At 42.8% G+C, this 18,431-nt stretch carries 20 protein-coding genes; 7 read left to right on the top strand and 13 right to left on the bottom strand.

The features are described 5' to 3' along the window. Window positions 1-47: 47 nt before the first annotated feature. Window positions 48-1,130, bottom strand: coding sequence for a 3-phosphoserine/phosphohydroxythreonine transaminase (gene serC / locus AC30SF_RS03670; protein WP_489607589.1), 1,083 nt, complete (start codon window positions 1,128-1,130; stop codon window positions 48-50). Window positions 1,131-1,327: 197 nt separating this feature from the next. On the opposite strand from serC, the gene AC30SF_RS03675 reads away from it, so the two are divergent. From AC30SF_RS03675 to AC30SF_RS03685, 3 genes are all read left to right on the top strand, one after another. After that, window positions 1,328-1,663: a DUF496 family protein gene (locus AC30SF_RS03675; RefSeq protein ID WP_021616916.1), complete on the top strand. Its 336-nt coding sequence runs from the start codon at window positions 1,328-1,330 to the stop codon at window positions 1,661-1,663. Between the two features lie 75 nt (window positions 1,664-1,738). After that, window positions 1,739-2,194, top strand: coding sequence for a DUF3290 family protein (locus tag AC30SF_RS03680; protein ID WP_314170939.1), 456 nt, complete (start codon window positions 1,739-1,741; stop codon window positions 2,192-2,194). Beyond that, on the top strand, window positions 2,194-2,829 hold the full coding sequence (locus AC30SF_RS03685) for a DUF421 domain-containing protein (protein WP_489607590.1): 636 nt from the start codon (window positions 2,194-2,196) through the stop codon (window positions 2,827-2,829). The genes AC30SF_RS03680 and AC30SF_RS03685 overlap by 1 nt, the downstream gene beginning before the upstream one ends. 387 nt (window positions 2,830-3,216) lie before the next feature. Here the strand turns inward: AC30SF_RS03685 and modC are convergent, their stop codons facing one another. From modC to modA, 3 genes are all read right to left on the bottom strand, one after another. Then, a complete protein-coding gene (gene modC / locus AC30SF_RS03690; RefSeq protein ID WP_489607591.1) occupies window positions 3,217-4,278 on the bottom strand; it encodes a molybdenum ABC transporter ATP-binding protein ModC in 1,062 nt (353 codons plus the stop codon). After that, window positions 4,265-4,993, bottom strand: a complete 729-nt coding sequence (gene modB / locus AC30SF_RS03695; protein WP_489607592.1) for a molybdate ABC transporter permease subunit — start codon at window positions 4,991-4,993, stop codon at window positions 4,265-4,267. Before modB ends, modC begins: the two co-directional genes overlap by 14 nt. 67 nt (window positions 4,994-5,060) lie before the next feature. Further along, the gene (gene modA / locus AC30SF_RS03700) at window positions 5,061-5,825 is read right to left on the bottom strand and encodes a molybdate ABC transporter substrate-binding protein (RefSeq protein ID WP_489607593.1); all 765 of its coding nucleotides are present in this window, start codon (window positions 5,823-5,825) and stop codon (window positions 5,061-5,063) included. A gap of 205 nt (window positions 5,826-6,030) precedes the next feature. On the opposite strand from modA, the gene AC30SF_RS03705 reads away from it, so the two are divergent. Then, on the top strand, window positions 6,031-6,810 hold the full coding sequence (locus tag AC30SF_RS03705; RefSeq protein WP_489607594.1) for a TOBE domain-containing protein: 780 nt from the start codon (window positions 6,031-6,033) through the stop codon (window positions 6,808-6,810). Window positions 6,811-6,916: 106 nt separating this feature from the next. Here AC30SF_RS03705 and yfbR read toward each other — a convergent pair whose 3' ends face one another. The 6 genes from yfbR to AC30SF_RS03735 all read right to left on the bottom strand — a co-directional run bounded on the left by yfbR (window position 6,917) and on the right by AC30SF_RS03735 (window position 12,235). Then, window positions 6,917-7,513 carry a 5'-deoxynucleotidase gene (gene yfbR / locus AC30SF_RS03710; protein WP_489607595.1) on the bottom strand — a complete coding sequence of 199 codons (597 nt, stop codon included), beginning with the start codon at window positions 7,511-7,513 and terminating at the stop codon, window positions 6,917-6,919. Window positions 7,514-7,524: 11 nt separating this feature from the next. Next, window positions 7,525-8,538, bottom strand: a complete 1,014-nt coding sequence (gene degS / locus AC30SF_RS03715; RefSeq protein WP_489607596.1) for an outer membrane-stress sensor serine endopeptidase DegS — start codon at window positions 8,536-8,538, stop codon at window positions 7,525-7,527. Between the two features lie 7 nt (window positions 8,539-8,545). Next, window positions 8,546-9,670: a bifunctional diaminohydroxyphosphoribosylaminopyrimidine deaminase/5-amino-6-(5-phosphoribosylamino)uracil reductase RibD gene (ribD, locus tag AC30SF_RS03720; protein ID WP_489607597.1), complete on the bottom strand. Its 1,125-nt coding sequence runs from the start codon at window positions 9,668-9,670 to the stop codon at window positions 8,546-8,548. After that, on the bottom strand, window positions 9,670-10,122 hold the full coding sequence (gene nrdR, locus AC30SF_RS03725; RefSeq protein ID WP_314170931.1) for a transcriptional regulator NrdR: 453 nt from the start codon (window positions 10,120-10,122) through the stop codon (window positions 9,670-9,672). Before nrdR ends, ribD begins: the two co-directional genes overlap by 1 nt. A 126-nt stretch (window positions 10,123-10,248) precedes the next feature. After that, the gene (rlmM, locus tag AC30SF_RS03730) at window positions 10,249-11,337 is read right to left on the bottom strand and encodes a 23S rRNA (cytidine(2498)-2'-O)-methyltransferase RlmM (RefSeq protein WP_489607598.1); all 1,089 of its coding nucleotides are present in this window, start codon (window positions 11,335-11,337) and stop codon (window positions 10,249-10,251) included. Continuing rightward, entirely contained in the window at window positions 11,330-12,235 is a 906-nt protein-coding gene (locus AC30SF_RS03735; protein WP_489607599.1) for a transcriptional regulator GcvA, read from the bottom strand. The genes rlmM and AC30SF_RS03735 overlap by 8 nt, the downstream gene beginning before the upstream one ends. A 282-nt stretch (window positions 12,236-12,517) precedes the next feature. Here AC30SF_RS03735 and AC30SF_RS03740 point away from each other — a divergent pair, with 282 nt between their 5' ends. Both AC30SF_RS03740 and AC30SF_RS03745 read left to right on the top strand, forming a co-directional pair. Beyond that, window positions 12,518-12,652 carry a hypothetical protein gene (locus tag AC30SF_RS03740; protein ID WP_296027179.1) on the top strand — a complete coding sequence of 45 codons (135 nt, stop codon included), beginning with the start codon at window positions 12,518-12,520 and terminating at the stop codon, window positions 12,650-12,652. Between the two features lie 39 nt (window positions 12,653-12,691). After that, on the top strand, window positions 12,692-13,711 hold the full coding sequence (locus tag AC30SF_RS03745) for a branched-chain amino acid aminotransferase (protein ID WP_489607600.1): 1,020 nt from the start codon (window positions 12,692-12,694) through the stop codon (window positions 13,709-13,711). A 95-nt stretch (window positions 13,712-13,806) separates the two neighbouring features. Here the strand turns inward: AC30SF_RS03745 and guaB are convergent, their stop codons facing one another. Beyond that, entirely contained in the window at window positions 13,807-15,273 is a 1,467-nt protein-coding gene (guaB, locus tag AC30SF_RS03750) for an IMP dehydrogenase (protein WP_489607601.1), read from the bottom strand. Between the two features lie 70 nt (window positions 15,274-15,343). Between guaB and birA the strand changes: the two genes are divergently transcribed. Next, entirely contained in the window at window positions 15,344-16,357 is a 1,014-nt protein-coding gene (birA, locus tag AC30SF_RS03755; protein WP_489607602.1) for a bifunctional biotin--[acetyl-CoA-carboxylase] ligase/biotin operon repressor BirA, read from the top strand. A gap of 70 nt (window positions 16,358-16,427) precedes the next feature. On the opposite strand, the gene trpA is transcribed toward birA, so the two are convergent. Then, entirely contained in the window at window positions 16,428-17,234 is an 807-nt protein-coding gene (gene trpA / locus AC30SF_RS03760; RefSeq protein WP_489607603.1) for a tryptophan synthase subunit alpha, read from the bottom strand. Beyond that, window positions 17,231-18,430 (bottom strand): tryptophan synthase subunit beta, encoded by a 1,200-nt coding sequence (gene trpB, locus AC30SF_RS03765; protein ID WP_209362716.1) that lies wholly within the window; start codon window positions 18,428-18,430, stop codon window positions 17,231-17,233. The genes trpA and trpB overlap by 4 nt, the downstream gene beginning before the upstream one ends. Window position 18,431 lies beyond the last annotated feature (1 nt).

Genomic DNA, 18,431 nt, shown 5'->3' on the forward strand with positions numbered 1-18,431 from the left:
AGTGCGGTGGATTTTTACGATGAATTTCGACCGCACTTTTAAGAGGGCTAAGCGTTTTCTTTGGCAAATTTTTGCATGAATTGAATCAATGCTTGTACGCCTTCAATCGGCATGGCGTTATAAATGGAGGCGCGCATACCGCCTAACACTTTGTGCCCTTTTAACGCTTGCAATCCCGCTGCCGTGGCTTCGGCAACAAATTTTGCATTCAATTCGTCATTGCCCGTGGTGAACGTTACGTTCATTAAAGAGCGGTTGGCTTTTGCCACGTTATTTTGGTAGAAATCGCTACCGTCTAAATAATCGTAAAGCAAGTTGGCTTTTGCCTGATTGCGTTGTTCGATTTCCGGTAAGCCGCCGATAGACAACAAATGTTTGAACACTAACGCGCATAAATACCAAGCGAATGTTGGTGGCGTATTGATCATAGAATCGCTGTTTTTCTGCGTTTCATAATTCCAAATGGATGGCGTGGCTTTGCGCGCTTTGCCAATTAAATCATCACGCACGATAACGAGGGTGATCCCTGCCGGGCCAAGGTTTTTTTGCGCCCCGGCATAAATTAAGCCGAATTTGCTGATATCTACTTTGCGGGAAAGAATGGTAGAGGAGAAGTCACCTACCAATACAGCGTTGCCGACGTTTGGCACATCAAAAATTTCTACGCCACTGATGGTTTCGTTCGGACAGTAGTGAACATAATCGTATTGTTCGGCAATGTCGCTGAAATCAAGGGATTTGACTTTGAGTTCATCGCCCGGTTCTAAGATGTTGATTTCGTCAATTTCGCCGAAAGCACGGGCTTCTTTTGCTGCAGTAGCAGACCAGTGGCCGCTGTTTAAATACAACGCTTTGCCGTTTTCACGCAATAAATTCATTGGAATGGCGGCGAATTGACCGCGTGCGCCGCCTTGTAAAAATAGTACTTGGTAGTTTTCAGGAATGTTATAGAGTTTACGAAAATCTGCTTGGGATTGGGCGATTAATTCCATGAACAATTTGCCGCGGTGGCTCACTTCCATGACCGAGGTGCCTTGCCCCTGCCAGTTTAATAATTCTTGTTGTGCTTGTTCTAAAACTGCTTTGGGCATCATTGCCGGACCGGCACTGAAATTAAATACATTTGCCATGGGATTTCCTCTGATTTAGTGAAAAATTGATTTCAGTTTTATCACCTCACCGTTTTCTAATCAATGATTTTTACGGAAATTTTTTGAATTTATCGGGAGGGGAAATAATCCCCTTTTAAAACGGGGAATTTTTTGACGAAATCCACAAAAAAGGCTACATTATCGCCAATTCATTTTTACTATAAGGGAGCAAATCAATGGAAAACGTCAACAAGTCTTTTCAGGATGTTTTGGAGTATGTGCGTATGTATCGCTTAAAAAATAAACTGTTGCGCGATATGGACGATAACAATCGTAAGATTCGCGATAACCAAAAACGTGTATTGCTATTAGATAATTTAAATCAATATATCCGTGATGATATGCGAATTGAAGATGTTCGCGCCATTATCGAAAATATGCGTGACGACTACGAGAATCGGGTGGATGACTACGTTATCCGTAATGCAGAATTGTCTAAACAACGTCGTGAAATTAGCAGTAAAATGAAAATGCAAGCTAAATCTGCGTGTGAATCGGCTAAAAAAGCATAGCCGTTAAGACTTAGTTCAAGAAGTTCAAGAAAATGGTGACTTAGTTCACCATTTATTTTTTTATTGGAATCATGTATGTCCTTTTTTTCTTATTTTTATTTCGAAAGTCAGATGCATTTTCAGGGATACCTGAAATATGTTGTCATCTTCATTGCGCTTTGCGCATTATTATTTGTCACCGTCTTATATTTACGTCATCAGTTAGAAACAAAATACCGCGATTTAAGCATCATTTTTTTACTTTTGATCATTTTCTTGTTTGGCGTGCAATATAGTCAATACGAGCAAAATCAAGTATATGCGAACGATACGTCACGCATGGTAACATTTTTAACTTCCGTGAAAGAATCACAACAGGTGGAGGCAGAAGAGATTCGGGTCAATAGCCGGAGCTTAAGTAATGGGATGATTTTGAATATTCAAGATAAATATTATGAGGTGCATTTCAATAATGATTTTACCGCCTACAATTTATTACCGATCCATTTGGTGAACCCAAATATTAACGTTATCGACAAGGAGGGGAATTAATGGAAGGTTATACCTTGTTAGGCATTAAGTTAGTCATGGGCATTATTGGTTTAGTGCTGCAAATCAACTTGATGGGAAAAGGCAATTTGGCGCCGACGTCCGCCATGGATCAAGTGCAAAATTATGTGTTAGGCGGTATTATCGGCGGTGTGATTTATAGTGATAGCATCGGCGTATTGCAATTTTCGTTAGTCTTGGTACTTTGGACGTTGCTTATTTTCACCTTGCGGTTTATTAAGAATCATAACCAATTTGTGAAGTCGATCATCGACGGTAAACCGGTTTCGGTGATTTTAAACGGCAAAGTGCAAACCGCAGAATGTATGCGCAATAGCATTTCCGCCAATGATCTGATGTTTAAGTTAAGAGCGTCCGGTGTGTATGAAATTGCCTCGGTAAAACGTGCTGTATTGGAGCAAAATGGTCAGCTTTCCATTATTCAATATGGCGATGAAAGTTTGCGTTATCCGCTTATTGTGGATGGGCAATTAGACTCCGATGTTTTAGACATCATCAACAAAGATGAAGACTGGGTGAAAGCGCAGCTGGAAGAACAGAAACTGGATCTGAATAAAGTCTATATCGGTGAATACCTAAACGGTAAGTTAATTACGCATTTGTATGAAAAGGCATAACAAAAACGCCTCTTAAAGAGACCGCACTTTATGCGTGAATGCTAAAGTGCGGTCTTTTTTTATTTATGGATTTAGTACGTAGCGTGCAACTTGTTGCACGACCAAACCACGCACGAAACGTTATTTACCCTTTTCGGGCATTCACGATTTCATACGTAGCGTGCAACTTGTTGCACGAATGATTAACCCCGATGCGTAATTCATGATTTCGTACGTAGCGTGCAACTTGTTGCACGAATGATTAATCTCGATGCGCAATTCATGTAGCGTGCATCTTGATGCACGACCAAACAAACCACGCACGGAACGTTATTTACCCTTTCGGGTATTCACGATTTCGTGCAACAAGTTGCACGCTACGATTTGCGGTCTTTTTTATCTGTGGATTTAGGCCGACATCACGGAAATCGCTTTAATTTGCGCATAAACCAATTGCCCCAGTTGTAACGCTAAATCATGGAACGACCATTTACTGATACTTGCCCAAAGATGTTTTCCGCCAATATCCAGTTTTAAATCTACGCGATTTTCCAGCTCTAAAATCTTAACAATCCGTCCATACAATGTGTTACGAATACTCGATTGTTCTACTTTATTCAAACTAATCGACACATCAGAACTATGAATGCAAATTCGCACATTGTCATTGATCTGCGCCTCAACTTGATGAATCCAAATGTGCTGATCGCCAATCGAAAGTGCGGTCATTTTATAAGAGGGATTATGCATAAAAACAGGCAAAGAAAGCACCGCACTTTGCTCGTTTTCTTGCTTCCAAGGAAGAAACAGCGGACTTTCCCAAATATTTTCTAACACATCATAAGCTTCAACTTTGCCATTAGTCAGCAATACAACCCGCTCGGCTAAACGCAGTAATTCATCAAGACTGTGAGTGACATATAAAATCGGAATGCTAATTTCTTTCGATAGCCGTTCCAGATAATTCATCAACTCAAGTTTGCGCGGTAAATCTAACGCAGAAAGCGGTTCATCCATTAATAAAATTTCCGGATCCGTCAATAATGCCCGCCCAATAGCAACTCGTTGTTTTTCACCACCGGATAAGGTTATCGGATAGCGTTTTAACAAATGGCCGATACCTAGCAACTCAACAATATAGTTAAATTCATCTTTGCTGGTATTTTTCATGCCATAACGCAAATTACCATTCACCGTATAATGAGGAAATAAGCGGGCATCCTGAAAAACATAGCCAATATTGCGCTGATTGATCGGCACACAAACATTTTCTGCCGAATTAAACAATTCACGATCATTCAACGCAATCACGCCTTCATCCGGATTAATCAATCCGCTGACAAGATTAATGAGAGAAGACTTCCCCGAACCGGACAAACCAAAAAGTGCGGTGACGCCTTGCGAGGGAATATCTAAATGCGCTTCGAGGGATAAAGTGCCTAACTGTTTTTTTACATCAATGTGCAGCATCGCTTTGTCCTAATCTTTTTTGCATACGTTTTGCCAACCATTCTGATAACAATAAAGAAATCAGCGATAACATCACAGCAAAAACACATAATCTGGCTGCTTGTTCTTCTGCCCCTGGTGTTTGAATAAAGGAATACATCGCCAAGGGAATAGTTTGGGTTTCGCCGGCAATATTGGAAACAAAGGTGATAGTCGCGCCAAATTCCCCTAAAGAGCGGGCAAAACCGAGCACGATTCCGGCGAGAATGCCCGGTAAAGATAACGGTAATGTAATGGTTAAAAACACCCGCCACGCAGAAGCCCCTAGAGTTCTGGCGGCCTGTTCCAATTTTAAATCAATACTTTCAAGGGAAAGTCGAATAGCACGCACGACCAAAGGGAATGCCACCACCGCAGAAGCTAATACAGCCCCTTTCCAGCTAAATCCAAAGGTCAATCCAAACCATTGATATAAATATTTACCGATAAAGCCATTGCGTCCCATGGCAACCAGTAAGAGATAACCAATGACGACCGGCGGCAACACCAAAGGCAAGTGAATAATCCCGCCCACAATGGATTTGCCATAAAAATCTTTTCGTGCCAAAAGCCATGCCACCAAAACAGCAACAGGTAAACTCCATACCATCGCACTGACGGAGACTTCCAAACTCAAGCGAATGGCATCGATTTCTAATGGGCTCAAGCCCAATAACACCAGAAACTCTGTAAGCAAAATTCAATTCTCTATATAAACAAAGCGTAGCACAATGGCTACGCTTAATGAGTCAAAGCGAGTCTGTTTATTTTACAGAGAAACCGTAATCAGCAAATACTTTTTTCGCTTCGGGCGATTCTAAGTATTTCAAGAATGCTTGCGTTTCTGCATTGTTGTGATCTTTTAAAATCGCAACCGGATAATCTGCCGGTTTGTAAGAATCTTGTGGGAACACGCCAATCGCTTTCACTTCTTTGCTCACTTTCGCATCAGTTGCGTACACAATACCTAAAGGTGCTTCACCACGTTCCACTAAGGCTAATGCTGCGCGTACGTCTTTCGCACGAGCTAATTTGTCTTTAACTTGATCCCATAAGTTTAATTTAGTTAACGCTTCTTCCGCATATTGACCGGCAGGTACGTGTGCCGGGTCACCCACAGACAAATAAGCATCTTTTAATTGCTTGATCCATTCGCCTTTCGCGACATCCACGTTTTGTAATTTGCTGTCTTTTTGTGAGATTAAAACCAGCTCATTACCCACTAATAATTTTTCAGTTTCTTTAACGGTTAAGCCTTTATCAGAAAGGTATTTCATCCATTTTGTGCTGGCTGAAATAAATAAATCCGCAGGCGCACCTTCTTCAATTTGTTTTGCTAAAGTTGAAGAGGACGCAAAAGAAAATACCACTTCGTCTTTTGGATTTACTTTTTTGTAATCTTCAGCCACTTGTTTTAGTGAATCAGTCATTGACGCTGCAGCAAACACAGTCACTTTTGCTTGTGCAGAAAGAGAGAAGACTAAACAAGCCGCGGCTAAACCGGCTGCGATTTTTGAATATTTAAACATAGTAAAAACTCCATTTTGGTTGGTTAACAAGTTATATATAGCATAAATTATACAACGAAAATAGAGAAATAAAAGGCGTATAACCCATTATTTAAAAAACAAAATATGGCCTAACCTTTCAGAGGTAGGGTTAAACATTCTTATTCTTTTAGAAATATAGTATGATGTGCCGCATATAGTCGTCAGCGCAATTTTGAGGAACACAATGAACGGAACAGAAATTTTACTCACCATCAAACTGAAAGAAACCCTTTTCGCCGATCCTAAACGCATCCGTTTATTACAAGAAATTGAAAAATGCGGTTCCATCAATCAAGCGGCTAAAAATGCCAATGTCAGTTATAAAAGCGCTTGGGATCACCTTGAAGCCATGAACCAAATTAGCCCCAAACCATTGCTAGAACGCAATATTGGTGGGCGAAATGGTGGCGGAACAGCATTAACCGTTTATGCGCAACGCTTATTGAAACTCTATGACTTATTAGAACAAACCCAAGAAAAAGCCTTTGATATTCTGCATGATGAAAAAGTGCCGTTAAACAGTTTGCTCTCTGCTATGGCGCGTTTTTCTTTACAAACCAGTGCCAGAAACCAATTTTTTGGCAAAGTACAAGCATTAAGATTTGAAGATATTCACTGTTTTGTTGACATTCTTTTAGAAGATTTTGACAAACCGCTGACAGTCTCTATCACCGAAAAAAGTGCGGTGCGTTTAAAACTTGAATCTGACAAAGAAGTAATGGTGATGTTTAAAGCACCATGGGTCAAAATTACCGCCAATCCGCAAGAGAATTTGCCAAATCAATTTAAAGCCAAGGTCACCTCCATTATTGACAAAGGTAAAGCCGGTGAAGCGATTTTAGTGTTAGAAGACTCGAACATCGAGTTCTGTGCAACGCTCACCAAAGATCAACATGTGGAAATCAATCAGTCCGTTTGGGCTTCTGTTGATCCGGAACAAGTGATTATTGCGACGCTTTATTAATCTCTAAAGACAAAAAGTGCGGTGATTTTTCACCGCACTTTTGCGAGCAAGGTAATAAAAAATCTCCGCCCTTTTTACTTGGGCAGAGATTTTTTATACGTCAAATTTACAACGCAATTTCATCAATGGATTTGCCAAAACTCGGTACAAACACCTGCAAAAAATAAGCCATTTCCGGGCTTTGCCATTGATCCATCAATGTTTCTAACCGCACTTTTGCCGATTTAAATTCCTGATTGCCGTTTTCCAGCTCAAATTTTACCTTAATATAAGCACAAATTAAATCCGCCTGCTTCACAATGTGCTTTTCTTCCTCAGCAAAACATTGATTATCCAAGTAAGGCAAAAAATCGGCTTGTAATGCTTCCGGCAGTAAACTCATTAAATGCAACTCGGCAGCGGTTTCAATTTGTTTATAGGCGTGCGTGATCTCTTCATTGAAATATTTGATTGGTGTAGGCAAATCGCCGGTGAAAATTTCCGAGGTGTCGTGATACATCGCCATGACAGCAATGCGATCCGCGTTGAGTTGCGCACCGTAAAAACGATTTTTAATTAACGCCAACGCATGAGCAACAAAAGCCACCTGCAAGCTGTGTTCCGCTAAATTCTCTCGTTCAATATTGCGCATGAGCGACCAGCGCTGAATCAATCTTAGGCGATCCAAACAGGCGAAAAAATGACTGGTTTTAATTTGTTCCATGTCACAACCCACTAATTAAAAGTATATTCTTCGATAACCACAGGAATCTTATACACTTGTCCCAAGCGGGAAATCTCAACCTGAACCTGTGTATTCGGGCGCATATCGGCGATAAGTTTCATCATGTCTGCCGGCGAACGTGCCTCGACCTCATTGATTTTCAGAATAATATCGCCTGCCTGTAACCCGGCTTTTGCTGCCGGGCTATTCGGAATAATGCTGGTGATGAGCACACCTTGCGAAGATGCCCCTTGCCCATTGCTAAATAAAATATCCGTTTGTACGCCAAAATACCCCCGAATGACACGTCCATCACGAATAATTTTTTTCATGACATCATTGGCTAAATCAATCGGGATTGCAAAATTTAAGCCTTCCGCAATTTCATTGGCGGTTTTACCAATACTTAAGGTGCTGATACCCAATAGCTCACCGGCAGAATTAATTAACGCCCCACCGGAATTACCTCGGTTAATGGACGCATCAGTTTGGATAAAGTTTTGGCGACCCAGTGCTTCACCAACCGCACTACGCCCTACCGCACTAACAATCCCTTGCGACACACTTTGCCCCAAATTGTATGGATTACCAATGGCCAGCGCCACATCGCCCACATGCACAGGGCGATTGGGATTTTGTGGAATCGTGGATAAGTTATCCGCTTTGATTTTTAACACGGCTAAATCCGTTAACGCATCCGAACCAATCAATGCCGCATCAAAAATATTGCCGTTTTGCAATGCCACCACAATTTGATCGGCATTTTGAATCACGTGCTTATTAGTCAGAATGTAACCGTCTTTTGACATGATCACGCCGGACCCCAAGTTATTCACTTGGAATTGAGAGGAAGAGGAAGTAAAGGCTTGATTATAAACATTCACCACGGCAGGCGAGGCAATACGCACAGCATCCCGATAAGAAGCAACATCATGTTGAGAGTCAGTGATTTTAGGCATGACATACAAAATCACGGCAGCAGAAGCCAAGCCGATAATCGCCGAATGAAAAAGTTTCTTTAGCATCAGTTCCTCATTTTCTTATATAAATTAACTTGAGATCATCGCCAACAGGCTCGCAAGATTGTAGTTGCCATAAAGGCGCATCGGCAAGTTGCGTTAAATTAGGCAAATGGCATAAATCTCTAGCTTGATCGCCTAACAATTTGGGCGCCATATAAATAATCAGTTCATCCACCAGATTTTCAGCAATTAATGCACCGGCTAAAGTCGCGCCGGCTTCCACCCAAAGGGTGTTAATTTGACGTTTGCCTAACTCTGCCATCAATGCCTGCAAGCGCGTTTCGCCTTGATTTCGGTCTAATTGCAAGTAATCACTAAAGACTGGAAAGCCAGTAAGCGGATAATCATCTTCACCCACCAACCAAACCGGTGATTCCGTTAAAAACACCTTAAAATCCGACCGCACTTTGTGGCCAGAATCCAAAATCACACGCACCGGTTGGTGTAATTTTTCTTGTGGATAGACGGCTTTTACGTCAGGAGGTAATTCTTCCCAACGTACATTTAAGCTGGGATCATCCGCCAGCACCGTTTGTGAAGTGGATAAGATCGCAGAAGCCTTGGCGCGATATTGCTGTACATCCGCCCTTGCCTGTGCGCCGGTAATCCATTTGCTTTCGCCACTTGCCATGGCAGTTTTGCCATCAATACTCATGGCCAGTTTTAACTGCACGAAAGGTTTGCCGGTGCGCATGCGTTTTAAAAAACCTTTGTTTAGCTGTTCGGCATTTTCTTCCAATAATCCCACCGCACTTTCAATGCCTGCATCGCTTAAAATCTGTAACCCTTTGCCCGCCACTTGTGGGTTCGGATCGCACATCGCCGCAATCACTTTACTCACGCCGGCTTCAACCAAGCCTTTCGCACAAGGCGGCGTACGCCCAAAATGAGAACAAGGCTCTAAGGTGACATAAGCTGTTGCGCCACGGGCCTTTTCCCCGGCTTCACGTAATGCCATCACTTCCGCATGCGGCTCACCGGCTTTAGCATGAAATCCTTTGCCGACAACCTCGCCGTCTTTCACTAACACGCAGCCCACGGAGGGATTTGGCGTTGTGGTGAATTCGCCCTGTTTGGCTAAATCAAGCGCCAGTTGCATAAAAGCAACATCTTGCGGGCTGAATTGTGTCTTCATCAATGATCCTTTAAGTTTTCGATTTCTTGGCTAAATTCGTTGATATTATCAAAACTCAAATAGACGGAGGCAAAACGGATATACGCCACTTTATCTAAATGCTTTAATTCTTCCATCACTAACGTGCCCACCAGTTGACTTGGCACTTCGCGCTCACCGGTCGCACGCAATTTATGAATAATGCGGCTAATGGCTTTTTCCACATCGTCCGCACTCACAGGGCGTTTTTCCAAGGCATGTTGAATACCACGACGTAATTTATCTTCATTAAACGGCTCTCGATTGCCGTTATTTTTAATCACTTTTGGCACAATCAATTCTGCCGTTTCAAAGGTCGTAAAACGTTCGTGACACTGACCGCACTCTCTGCGGCGACGCACCTGAAAACCGTCAGAAACCAAACGACTGTCGATCACTTTGGTTTCTTCTGTCGAACAAAAAGGACAACGCATACTTGTCTCCCATCATAAATAGCGAAAAAAACAACCGCACTTTGGCGTAAACTGTCCCAGTATTTTACACATCATTGGCACAACGTGCGGAATAAAAACAACCTTTTTAGGTTGATTTCACGATGCCTAGAGTAAACGCAAGTAAACCGTGATTTCTTCCCGATCGTGATACAGGTGTTTTGCCTGTAACTGGAATTTTAGCCCCTGTTGGGACAATTTATCCGCAATCAATTGCAGACATTGTTGTACTTCCGCATAGCGTTTTTTCATTGGCAGCTTCAAATTAAAGATCATGCTATGACACCAACCGTTCAACAGCCATTTCACCATTAACTCGGCAATTCGGCTTGGCTGCTCCACCATGTCGCACACCAGCCAATCAATTTTACGTCGTTTCGGCGGCTGAAACTTAAAACCGTCTTCCGCGCAATGCTCAATACGCCCCGTATCATGCAAACTGGCTGCCATTTTGCCGTGATCGACAGCATATACAAACAATCCACGTTTCACTAACTGATATGTCCAACCGCCCGGGCAAGCGCCAAGATCCACGGCATACATGGTTTCGTTAAGTAATTCGGCTTCTTTTTGGCGCGGAATAAAATTCAAAATGGCTTCTTCCAATTTTAATGTCGAACGGCTTGGCGCATCGGCGGGGAATTTTAAACGTTGAATCCCCATTAAGTGCGCAGAATGATTGTGATTGTAAGAGTAGCCCACATAACACGCATTATTTTGTAAGAAAAAAACATGTAATGTCAGACCGCACTTTAGATGATTTTTAGCACTCAGCCAGCCTTGCTTTTTCAACGCTTGGCGCAGTGGCACAGTGAATTTACGGCAAAATCCCAGTAATTCTTTCGCTTCATTCGTATCAGCAGTTTCTACCCATAATTCATTGCTGTTTGTTAATGGAATGCTTTCCGCAATTTGCTGATATTGTTGAAGAATCGGGGTAATACGATCCTGTTGCGGTAAATCCGTCAGCAAATCGGAAACCACGATCATTTGACGCGCAAAAATCAGTTGTTGAAAGGGCAATTCTCGCGCCAATAAATCTGCCTCACCGGGCTGATAACATTCAAAAATCACATAACCGCTGTTTTCGGTGACACGGGCGAAGCCAAAGACGCCTTTTTCTGCTGCTTTATCGGTGATTTCTGCCGCCAACTCGCGCTCAAATCCCATCCGACAATATAATGCCAACTTATTCATTTTCTTGTTTATTTTCTTCTTGGTTAATGGTTTGAATGATCCAGGAACGAAACGCTACAATGCGCTCATCATTACTGTTATCTAAATGATTAACTACATAAAAGGATTTCGGATCCCGCAAATGGGGATCAAATACCGGTTGTAAATTGCCGTTGTCCAACTCTTGTTGCGCTAAAAGTCGATTGGCAAGCACGATGCCTTGTTCATGAATTGCCGCTTGCAACGCCATGAACGTATGACTAAAGATTGGGCCTTGCTGAATATTTAATTCCTCCAACGCCAAAGCATTCGCCATATGTTGCCAATTATCGCGGGTATGAATGTGCAACAAGGTATGCTGTTTTAAATCCTGTGGTTGATGAATCGGCTTTTGTGCCAATAACTTCGGTGAGGCGAGAATAAGCAAATCTTCTTCCACCAAGGGATCCACTTGTAAGTTATCCCAGTTGCCTTTACCGTAATAAATCGCAACATCAATATCTTGGCTAAGCAAGCCTTCATCTTGATCGACCCCTTTTAAGCGCACTTCAATGTCGGGATACAATTTATTAAATTCGCTCAAACGTGGTACCAGCCATTGAATACCGAAGGTTTGCGGCACGCTGATGGTTAAATGTTTATCATTTTTTAAGGCCAGCAATTTATCCGTTGCCTCAACCAAACGGTGTAGGATTTTCGTGATGTCGGCATAATAGGCTTTGCCAAAATCCGTTAATTCCAGCGCACGATTTTTGCGTTTAAATAATGTAACGCCTAAGAAATCTTCCAGCAGTTTGATTTGATGGCTAATTGCCGCTTGCGTCACAAACAATTCATCTGCCGCTTTTGTGAAACTTAAAAATCGGGCGGCAGATTCAAATGCTTTGAGTGAATTTAAAGGTGGCAAACGTTTATACATAGTATTTCTCAGTGATTCATTTTTTAGAAAACAATCAGATTATTTTTTTTAATCAGTTTGATAAAAAAATCTCTTTTGCCCATTATGCGCATTCTACTTAGAATGAAACCATACTTAAGTCGTGATTTCTTCTTTGTTAAGATTTTCAATTAAGTATGATGTTGTGTTTGCATATTGTTTGGTTTTTCCAAACGTGAGTAACGAAAGTTACACTTTCTTTTCATTTCCTGTATATTCGGCCATTTTCGCCAGACACCGCTCCGCAAAAGAGCGGTGTTTTTTATGCAAAATTCTACCATAGTTAGCCGTTTATTTCTTGCGCTAGTTCACAAAACGCCAAAAACAACGCCGTTATTATTTCAAAAATTCAGCGATTTTTACGATGAAAATATTTTCAATCCAGATGGAATGGTGTAGATTAAAAACGATTTAATCGAAATATATTAAGGAAATAGCATGTCAGACTTACTTGATTGGAAAAATCTCGGATTCAGTTATATCAAAACAGATTATCGTTTTATCGCCAGTTGGAAAGACGGCAAATGGGACAACGGTGAATTAACGACAGATAGCACATTACATATTCACGAAGGTTCTACAGCACTGCATTACGGACAACAATGTTTCGAAGGTTTAAAAGCGTATCGTTGCAAAGACGGCTCCATCAACCTTTTCCGTCCGGATCAAAACGCGAAACGTATGCAAAACACCTGTGATCGCCTGTTAATGCCACAAGTGCCAACGGAATTATTTATTCGCGCCTGTAAAGAAGTGGTCAAAGCCAACGAAAAATGGGTTGCTCCCTATGGCACAGGTGCTACACTTTATCTTCGTCCATTCGTTATCGGTGTCGGTGAAAACATCGGCGTACGCCCTGCACTGGAATACCTTTTCTGTGTCTTCTGTTGTCCGGTTGGTGCTTATTTCAAAGGTGGCATGAAACCGTCTAATTTCTTGGTAACCGATTATGACCGTGCCGCACCGCATGGCACCGGTGGCGTCAAAGTCGGCGGAAACTACGCAGCAAGCCTATTACCACATGAACTTGCTGCAAAACGCCAATTTGCCGATGCCATTTATCTTGATCCGAAAACCCATACCAAAATTGAAGAAGTGGGCGCGGCAAACTTCTTCGGCATTACGCGCGATAATAAATTTATCACACCACGTTCAGACTCCATTTTGCCAAGTATTACCAAATATTCCTTGCTTCACTTAGCCAAAGAACGTTTAGGCATGGAAACCATTGAAGGCGATGTCTATATCAATGAACTCGATAAATTCGCTGAAGCAGGCGCTTGCGGAACCGCCGCGGTTATTTCACCTATCGGCGGCATTCAATATGGCGATGACTTCCATGTGTTCTATTCAGAAACCGAAGTCGGTCCAATGACTAAACGTCTTTACGATGAACTCACCGGCATTCAATTTGGCGATGTCGAAGCGCCGGAAGGCTGGATTGTGAAAGTCGAGTAGTGAGACATTAAAAATACCGAAAAGATAAAGTGCGGTGGATTTAAAACTATTTTAAAAATCCACCGCACTTTTTTATTTGTTATTCGAAAGCCCAATTAGCTCATACGATAGTTCGGGGCTTCTTTGGTGATGGTGACATCATGCACGTGGCTTTCTTTAATGCCTGCACCACTGATGCGCACGAACTGGGCTTTTGTGCGTAATTCATCGATGGTGGCGCAGCCGGTTAAGCCCATGCAAGAACGCAATCCGCCCATTTGTTGGTGAATGATTTCTTTGAGCAAGCCTTTATAAGGAATACGGCCTTCAATACCTTCCGGCACTAATTTGTCGGCAGCATTATCGGATTGGAAATAACGGTCGCTTGAGCCTTTCGCCATGGCGCCAAGAGAGCCCATGCCACGATAAGATTTGAACGCACGGCCTTGATACAATTCAATTTCGCCCGGTGCTTCTTCTGTACCGGCAAACATAGAACCGACCATGACACAACTGGCGCCTGCCGCAAGCGCTTTCGCGATGTCGCCGGAGTAACGGATACCGCCGTCGGCAATGACCGGAATGCCGCGATCTTTTAAGGCTTCAGCCGCATCAGAAATGGCGGTAATTTGTGGCACGCCCACGCCGGTGACAATACGGGTGGTACAAATAGAGCCTGGGCCAATCCCCACTTTGACTGCGCTAGCGCCGGCATCCGCCAAGGCGAGTGCACCTTCTGCAGTGGCGACGTTACCGGCAACAATCGGTAGATTCGGGTATTTTGCGCGAGTTTCACGTACACGTTGTAATACGCCTTCGGAGTGACCGTGAGAAGAGTCGATTAATAAGACATCGACGCCTGCTTTGACTAAGGCATCAATCCGTTCTTCGTTGCCTGGGCCTGCGCCAACCGCTGCGCCTACGCGTAAACGACCGAATTCGTCTTTACAGGCATTTGGTTTTTGTTCCGCTTTTTGATAGTCCTTTAAGGTGATCATGCCTTTTAATTTGAAGTTATCATCAACAATTAAGACTTTCTCTACGCGATGTTCGTGCATTAATTGGAAAATTTCTTCACGTTTAGCCCCTTCTTTGGCGGTGACAAGGCGAGATTTTGGTGTCATGAAATCGGCAACGGTTTTGTTTAAATCAGAAACAAAGCGGGTATCGCGACCGGTGATAATACCGACCAAATTACCTTCAGCATCGACAACCGGATAGCCGGCAAAGCCATTTTTCTGTGCAATGGCTTTTAATTCGCTGATGGTTAATGTGGGTGTTACCGTAATGGGATCGGAAACCACACCGCTTTCAAATTTTTTCACTTTACGCACACGATCCACTTGGCGTTCAATGGACATATTTTTATGAATAAAGCCAATACCGCCTTCTTGTGCAAGGGAAATAGCCAATTTCGTTTCGGTTACCGTGTCCATTGCCGCTGACAACATAGGAATGTTTAGGCGAATCGTTGAGGTTAAGTGAGTAGAAAGGTTGGCTGTGTTAGGTAACACAGTGGAGTGAGCTGGAACAAGAAGAACATCGTCAAATGTGAGGGCTTCTTTTAAGATGCGTAATGCCATTGCAATATCTCTCTTTAAGTTAAAATGATGAAAAAATATTGCGAGCGGATTATACAGATCCATCCTGTCTTTGAAAAGAAAAAATGATAAAAAATTTGCGTTTTTAGCGTATGATAACCACCGTTTAGACGCTGAGAAACAGGATGGGTTTATGGCGAAATTACTAGAATTATTGACAAGCGATGTAGAAAATTCATTGGAAAATTTGACCGCACTTTTAGCTTGCAGCAAAGAGGAATTATTCGCAGAAGTGCGCCAAATGGAGCAACAAGGACTTCATTTTACACTAGAAAACGAGCATCTTTATGTGATCCCGGAATTACCTTTATTAAATGAAAAACGTCTGGCGGAGGCGTTAAAACCTTATCATGTGGTGGTTAAACCGGTCATTTCTTCAACCAATCAATATTTATTAGAGAATGTTGCTCACCTTCAAAAAGGGGATCTTTGCTTGGCTGAATATCAAACCGCCGGGCGTGGTCGTCGTGGGCGGCAATGGATTTCGCCTTTTGCCGGGCAAATTATCATGAGTTTTTACTGGCAATTGGATCCTCGTAAACCTTTGGATGGGTTAAGTACGGTGATTGGCTTGGCGATTGTGCAGGCGTTGGTTGAATTGGACATGTACGGATTTCAAGTTAAATGGCCGAATGATATTTTGGTCAATGAGCGAAAACTTGCCGGTATTTTGGTGGAAATTGTTAATCGCCCTAACGGTAAACTCAATTTGGTTGTTGGCATTGGCATGAATGTTTCTCTTGGACAAGAAAAACAAATCGATCAACCTTGGGCGGAGTTGACAGAATTTTTCCCACGTATTGATCGTGAAAAACTGATCATACAAATGGTCAATACCATTTATCGTTATTTAGCACGTTTTGAACAGCACGGTATTGATGCGGAAATGCAACAACAATGGCTGGAATATGATGCCTATTTAGGCACAGAAGTGAATGTGATAAGCGAAAAAAGCACTATTTCAGGTATTGAACAGGGGATTAATGCACAAGGTCATTTATGTCTCATGACAGAAAAGGGCGTGCAATATTTTAATGCAGGCGAAGTTTCGTTACGGAAAAAGTAAAAGGTGATGAAAAAGCACCTTAGCAAAGATTAATTCGTTAAGGTGCCATATTTAAGGGAATTATTTTCCGTTACTTCGTGGCGGCTTTCATGTTGCGAACAAACTCACCAAGCTCATTTAGACACTGAGCGTGATTACCCAAATTTCGCTCAATGATTTTTACGGTTGCTGAACCGGAAATCGCACCGGCTGCACCAAGTTGTAATGCCTCTTTTACTTGCGATGGTTGAGCAATGCCGAAACCTTGCAGAATCGGTGGGGCATGGTGAGCCTTGAGTTGTTCAACAAGGGTATCTAAGTTAGCCGCATGCGCTTGGTTTTCCGCACTGGTGACGCCGGCACGAGAAACCAGATAAGTATAGCCTTTGCTGCTTTGCGCTACACCTTGAACGGTTTTTTCATCCGCATTCGGTGGGCAAATAAAGACAGGTTGAATACTGTGCTTTTTGGCTGCTTGGACATAGTCTTCTTTTGCCAATAATGGAATATCCGCCACTAAAACGGCATCCACACCGACTTCCGCACAACGTTGATAAAAATTATCCAAGCCTTTGGCAAAAATTAAATTCGCACAAAGCAACAGGCTAATGGGAATCTCCGGATATTTCGACCGCACTTTGGCAAGTAATTTAAAGCTGTCTTCCGTGCTATGCTCGGCGTTGAGCGCACGATTATTCGCGGCTTGAATTACCGGACCATCCAATAAGGGATCGGAAAAGGGAAAACCCAACTCTAAGGCATCTGCGCCGTTATCCACGAGGGTACAAATAATCTCAAAAGAACGATCAAAGGTTGGATCGCATAAGGTAACGAAAGGAACAAATGCGCCTTCATTTTTCGCGCGTAACTGGGCAAATGTGGTTTCAAAACGGCTCATGATTGCATTCCTTTTTCTTTTAATACTTTATCAACAGTGAAGATATCTTTATCGCCACGACCGGATAAATTCACCACTAAAATTTGTGCTTTATTCGGTTCTTGACGGATCATTTTTAAGGCATGCGCAAGGGCGTGAGAGCTTTCTAATGCCGGAATAATGCCCTCATGTTTTGCCAGTGCTTGGAACGCATTTAAGGCTTCGTCATCGGTAATGCTTGGGTATTCTGCGCGACCAATACTTTGCAAATAGGCGTGTTGCGGGCCGACAGAAGGGAAGTCTAGCCCCGCTGAAATCGAGTAGGATTCTTCCACTTGTCCGTCTTCCGTTTGCATTAATGGCGATTTCATCCCGAAATAAATGCCGACTTTGGCATGCCCCAATGGCGCACCATGTTCACCTGTTTCAATGCCGTGACCGGCAGGTTCTACGCCAATTAAACGTACATTCGGTTCATCAATAAAATCCGTAAACATACCGATGGCGTTTGAACCGCCACCTACGGCTGCAATTACCGCATCCGGCAGGCGACCTTCTTTTTCTAAGATTTGACGTTTGGTTTCTTCGCCAATCATTTTTTGGAATTCGCGCACAATGGTTGGGAAGGGGTGAGGGCCTGCCGCCGTACCCAACAAATAATGAGTGTTTTCATAATTGGCTGACCAGTCACGCATGGCTTCACAGCAGGCATCTTTTAAGGAGCAAGAACCTTTTTGCACCGGCACCACTTCAGCCCCCATTAAACGCATCCGGAACACATTCGGTGATTGGCGTTCTACGTCTTTTGCCCCCATATAAATGCGGCAAGGCATATCCAACATGGCACAAGCAAGGGCCGTCGCGACGCCATGTTGCCCTGCGCCGGTTTCCGCAATAATGCGAGTTTTCCCCATGCGTTTTGCCAATAAAATCTGGCCTAGCACTTGGTTAGTTTTATGAGCACCGCCGTGGAGCAAATCTTCACGTTTTAAATAAATTTTGGCTTTCGTGCCTTTGGTTAAATTACGGCAAAGGGTAAGTGCGGTCGGTCTGCCGGCATAATTTTTTAGGAGATCCTGAAATTCACGTTGAAATTCGGGATCGTCTTTGGCTTCAACAAACGCTTTTTCTAATTGTTGTAGCACCGGTATGAGAATCTCCGGCACATACATTCCACCAAATTCGCCGAAATAAGGGTTTAAAATCGTGTCTGACATA

Source organism: Aggregatibacter valvarum, from assembly GCF_980468985.1.

Coding starts and splice junctions, on each gene's coding strand:
- modC (WP_489607591.1), bottom strand. CDS start 4,278: ATGCTGCACATTGATGTAAAAAAACAGTTAGGCACTTTATCCCTCGAA.
- rlmM (WP_489607598.1), bottom strand. CDS start 11,337: ATGAATAAGTTGGCATTATATTGTCGGATGGGATTTGAGCGCGAGTTG.
- trpA (WP_489607603.1), bottom strand. CDS start 17,234: ATGAGCCGTTTTGAAACCACATTTGCCCAGTTACGCGCGAAAAATGAA.
- AC30SF_RS03740 (WP_296027179.1), top strand. CDS start 12,518: ATGCAAAATTCTACCATAGTTAGCCGTTTATTTCTTGCGCTAGTTCAC.
- AC30SF_RS03705 (WP_489607594.1), top strand. CDS start 6,031: ATGAACGGAACAGAAATTTTACTCACCATCAAACTGAAAGAAACCCTT.
- yfbR (WP_489607595.1), bottom strand. CDS start 7,513: ATGGAACAAATTAAAACCAGTCATTTTTTCGCCTGTTTGGATCGCCTA.
- trpB (WP_209362716.1), bottom strand. CDS start 18,430: ATGTCAGACACGATTTTAAACCCTTATTTCGGCGAATTTGGTGGAATG.
- serC (WP_489607589.1), bottom strand. CDS start 1,130: ATGGCAAATGTATTTAATTTCAGTGCCGGTCCGGCAATGATGCCCAAA.
- AC30SF_RS03680 (WP_314170939.1), top strand. CDS start 1,739: ATGTCCTTTTTTTCTTATTTTTATTTCGAAAGTCAGATGCATTTTCAG.
- guaB (WP_489607601.1), bottom strand. CDS start 15,273: ATGGCATTACGCATCTTAAAAGAAGCCCTCACATTTGACGATGTTCTT.
- AC30SF_RS03675 (WP_021616916.1), top strand. CDS start 1,328: ATGGAAAACGTCAACAAGTCTTTTCAGGATGTTTTGGAGTATGTGCGT.
- AC30SF_RS03745 (WP_489607600.1), top strand. CDS start 12,692: ATGTCAGACTTACTTGATTGGAAAAATCTCGGATTCAGTTATATCAAA.
- AC30SF_RS03735 (WP_489607599.1), bottom strand. CDS start 12,235: ATGTATAAACGTTTGCCACCTTTAAATTCACTCAAAGCATTTGAATCT.
- AC30SF_RS03685 (WP_489607590.1), top strand. CDS start 2,194: ATGGAAGGTTATACCTTGTTAGGCATTAAGTTAGTCATGGGCATTATT.
- modA (WP_489607593.1), bottom strand. CDS start 5,825: ATGTTTAAATATTCAAAAATCGCAGCCGGTTTAGCCGCGGCTTGTTTA.
- nrdR (WP_314170931.1), bottom strand. CDS start 10,122: ATGCGTTGTCCTTTTTGTTCGACAGAAGAAACCAAAGTGATCGACAGT.
- degS (WP_489607596.1), bottom strand. CDS start 8,538: ATGCTAAAGAAACTTTTTCATTCGGCGATTATCGGCTTGGCTTCTGCT.
- ribD (WP_489607597.1), bottom strand. CDS start 9,670: ATGAAGACACAATTCAGCCCGCAAGATGTTGCTTTTATGCAACTGGCG.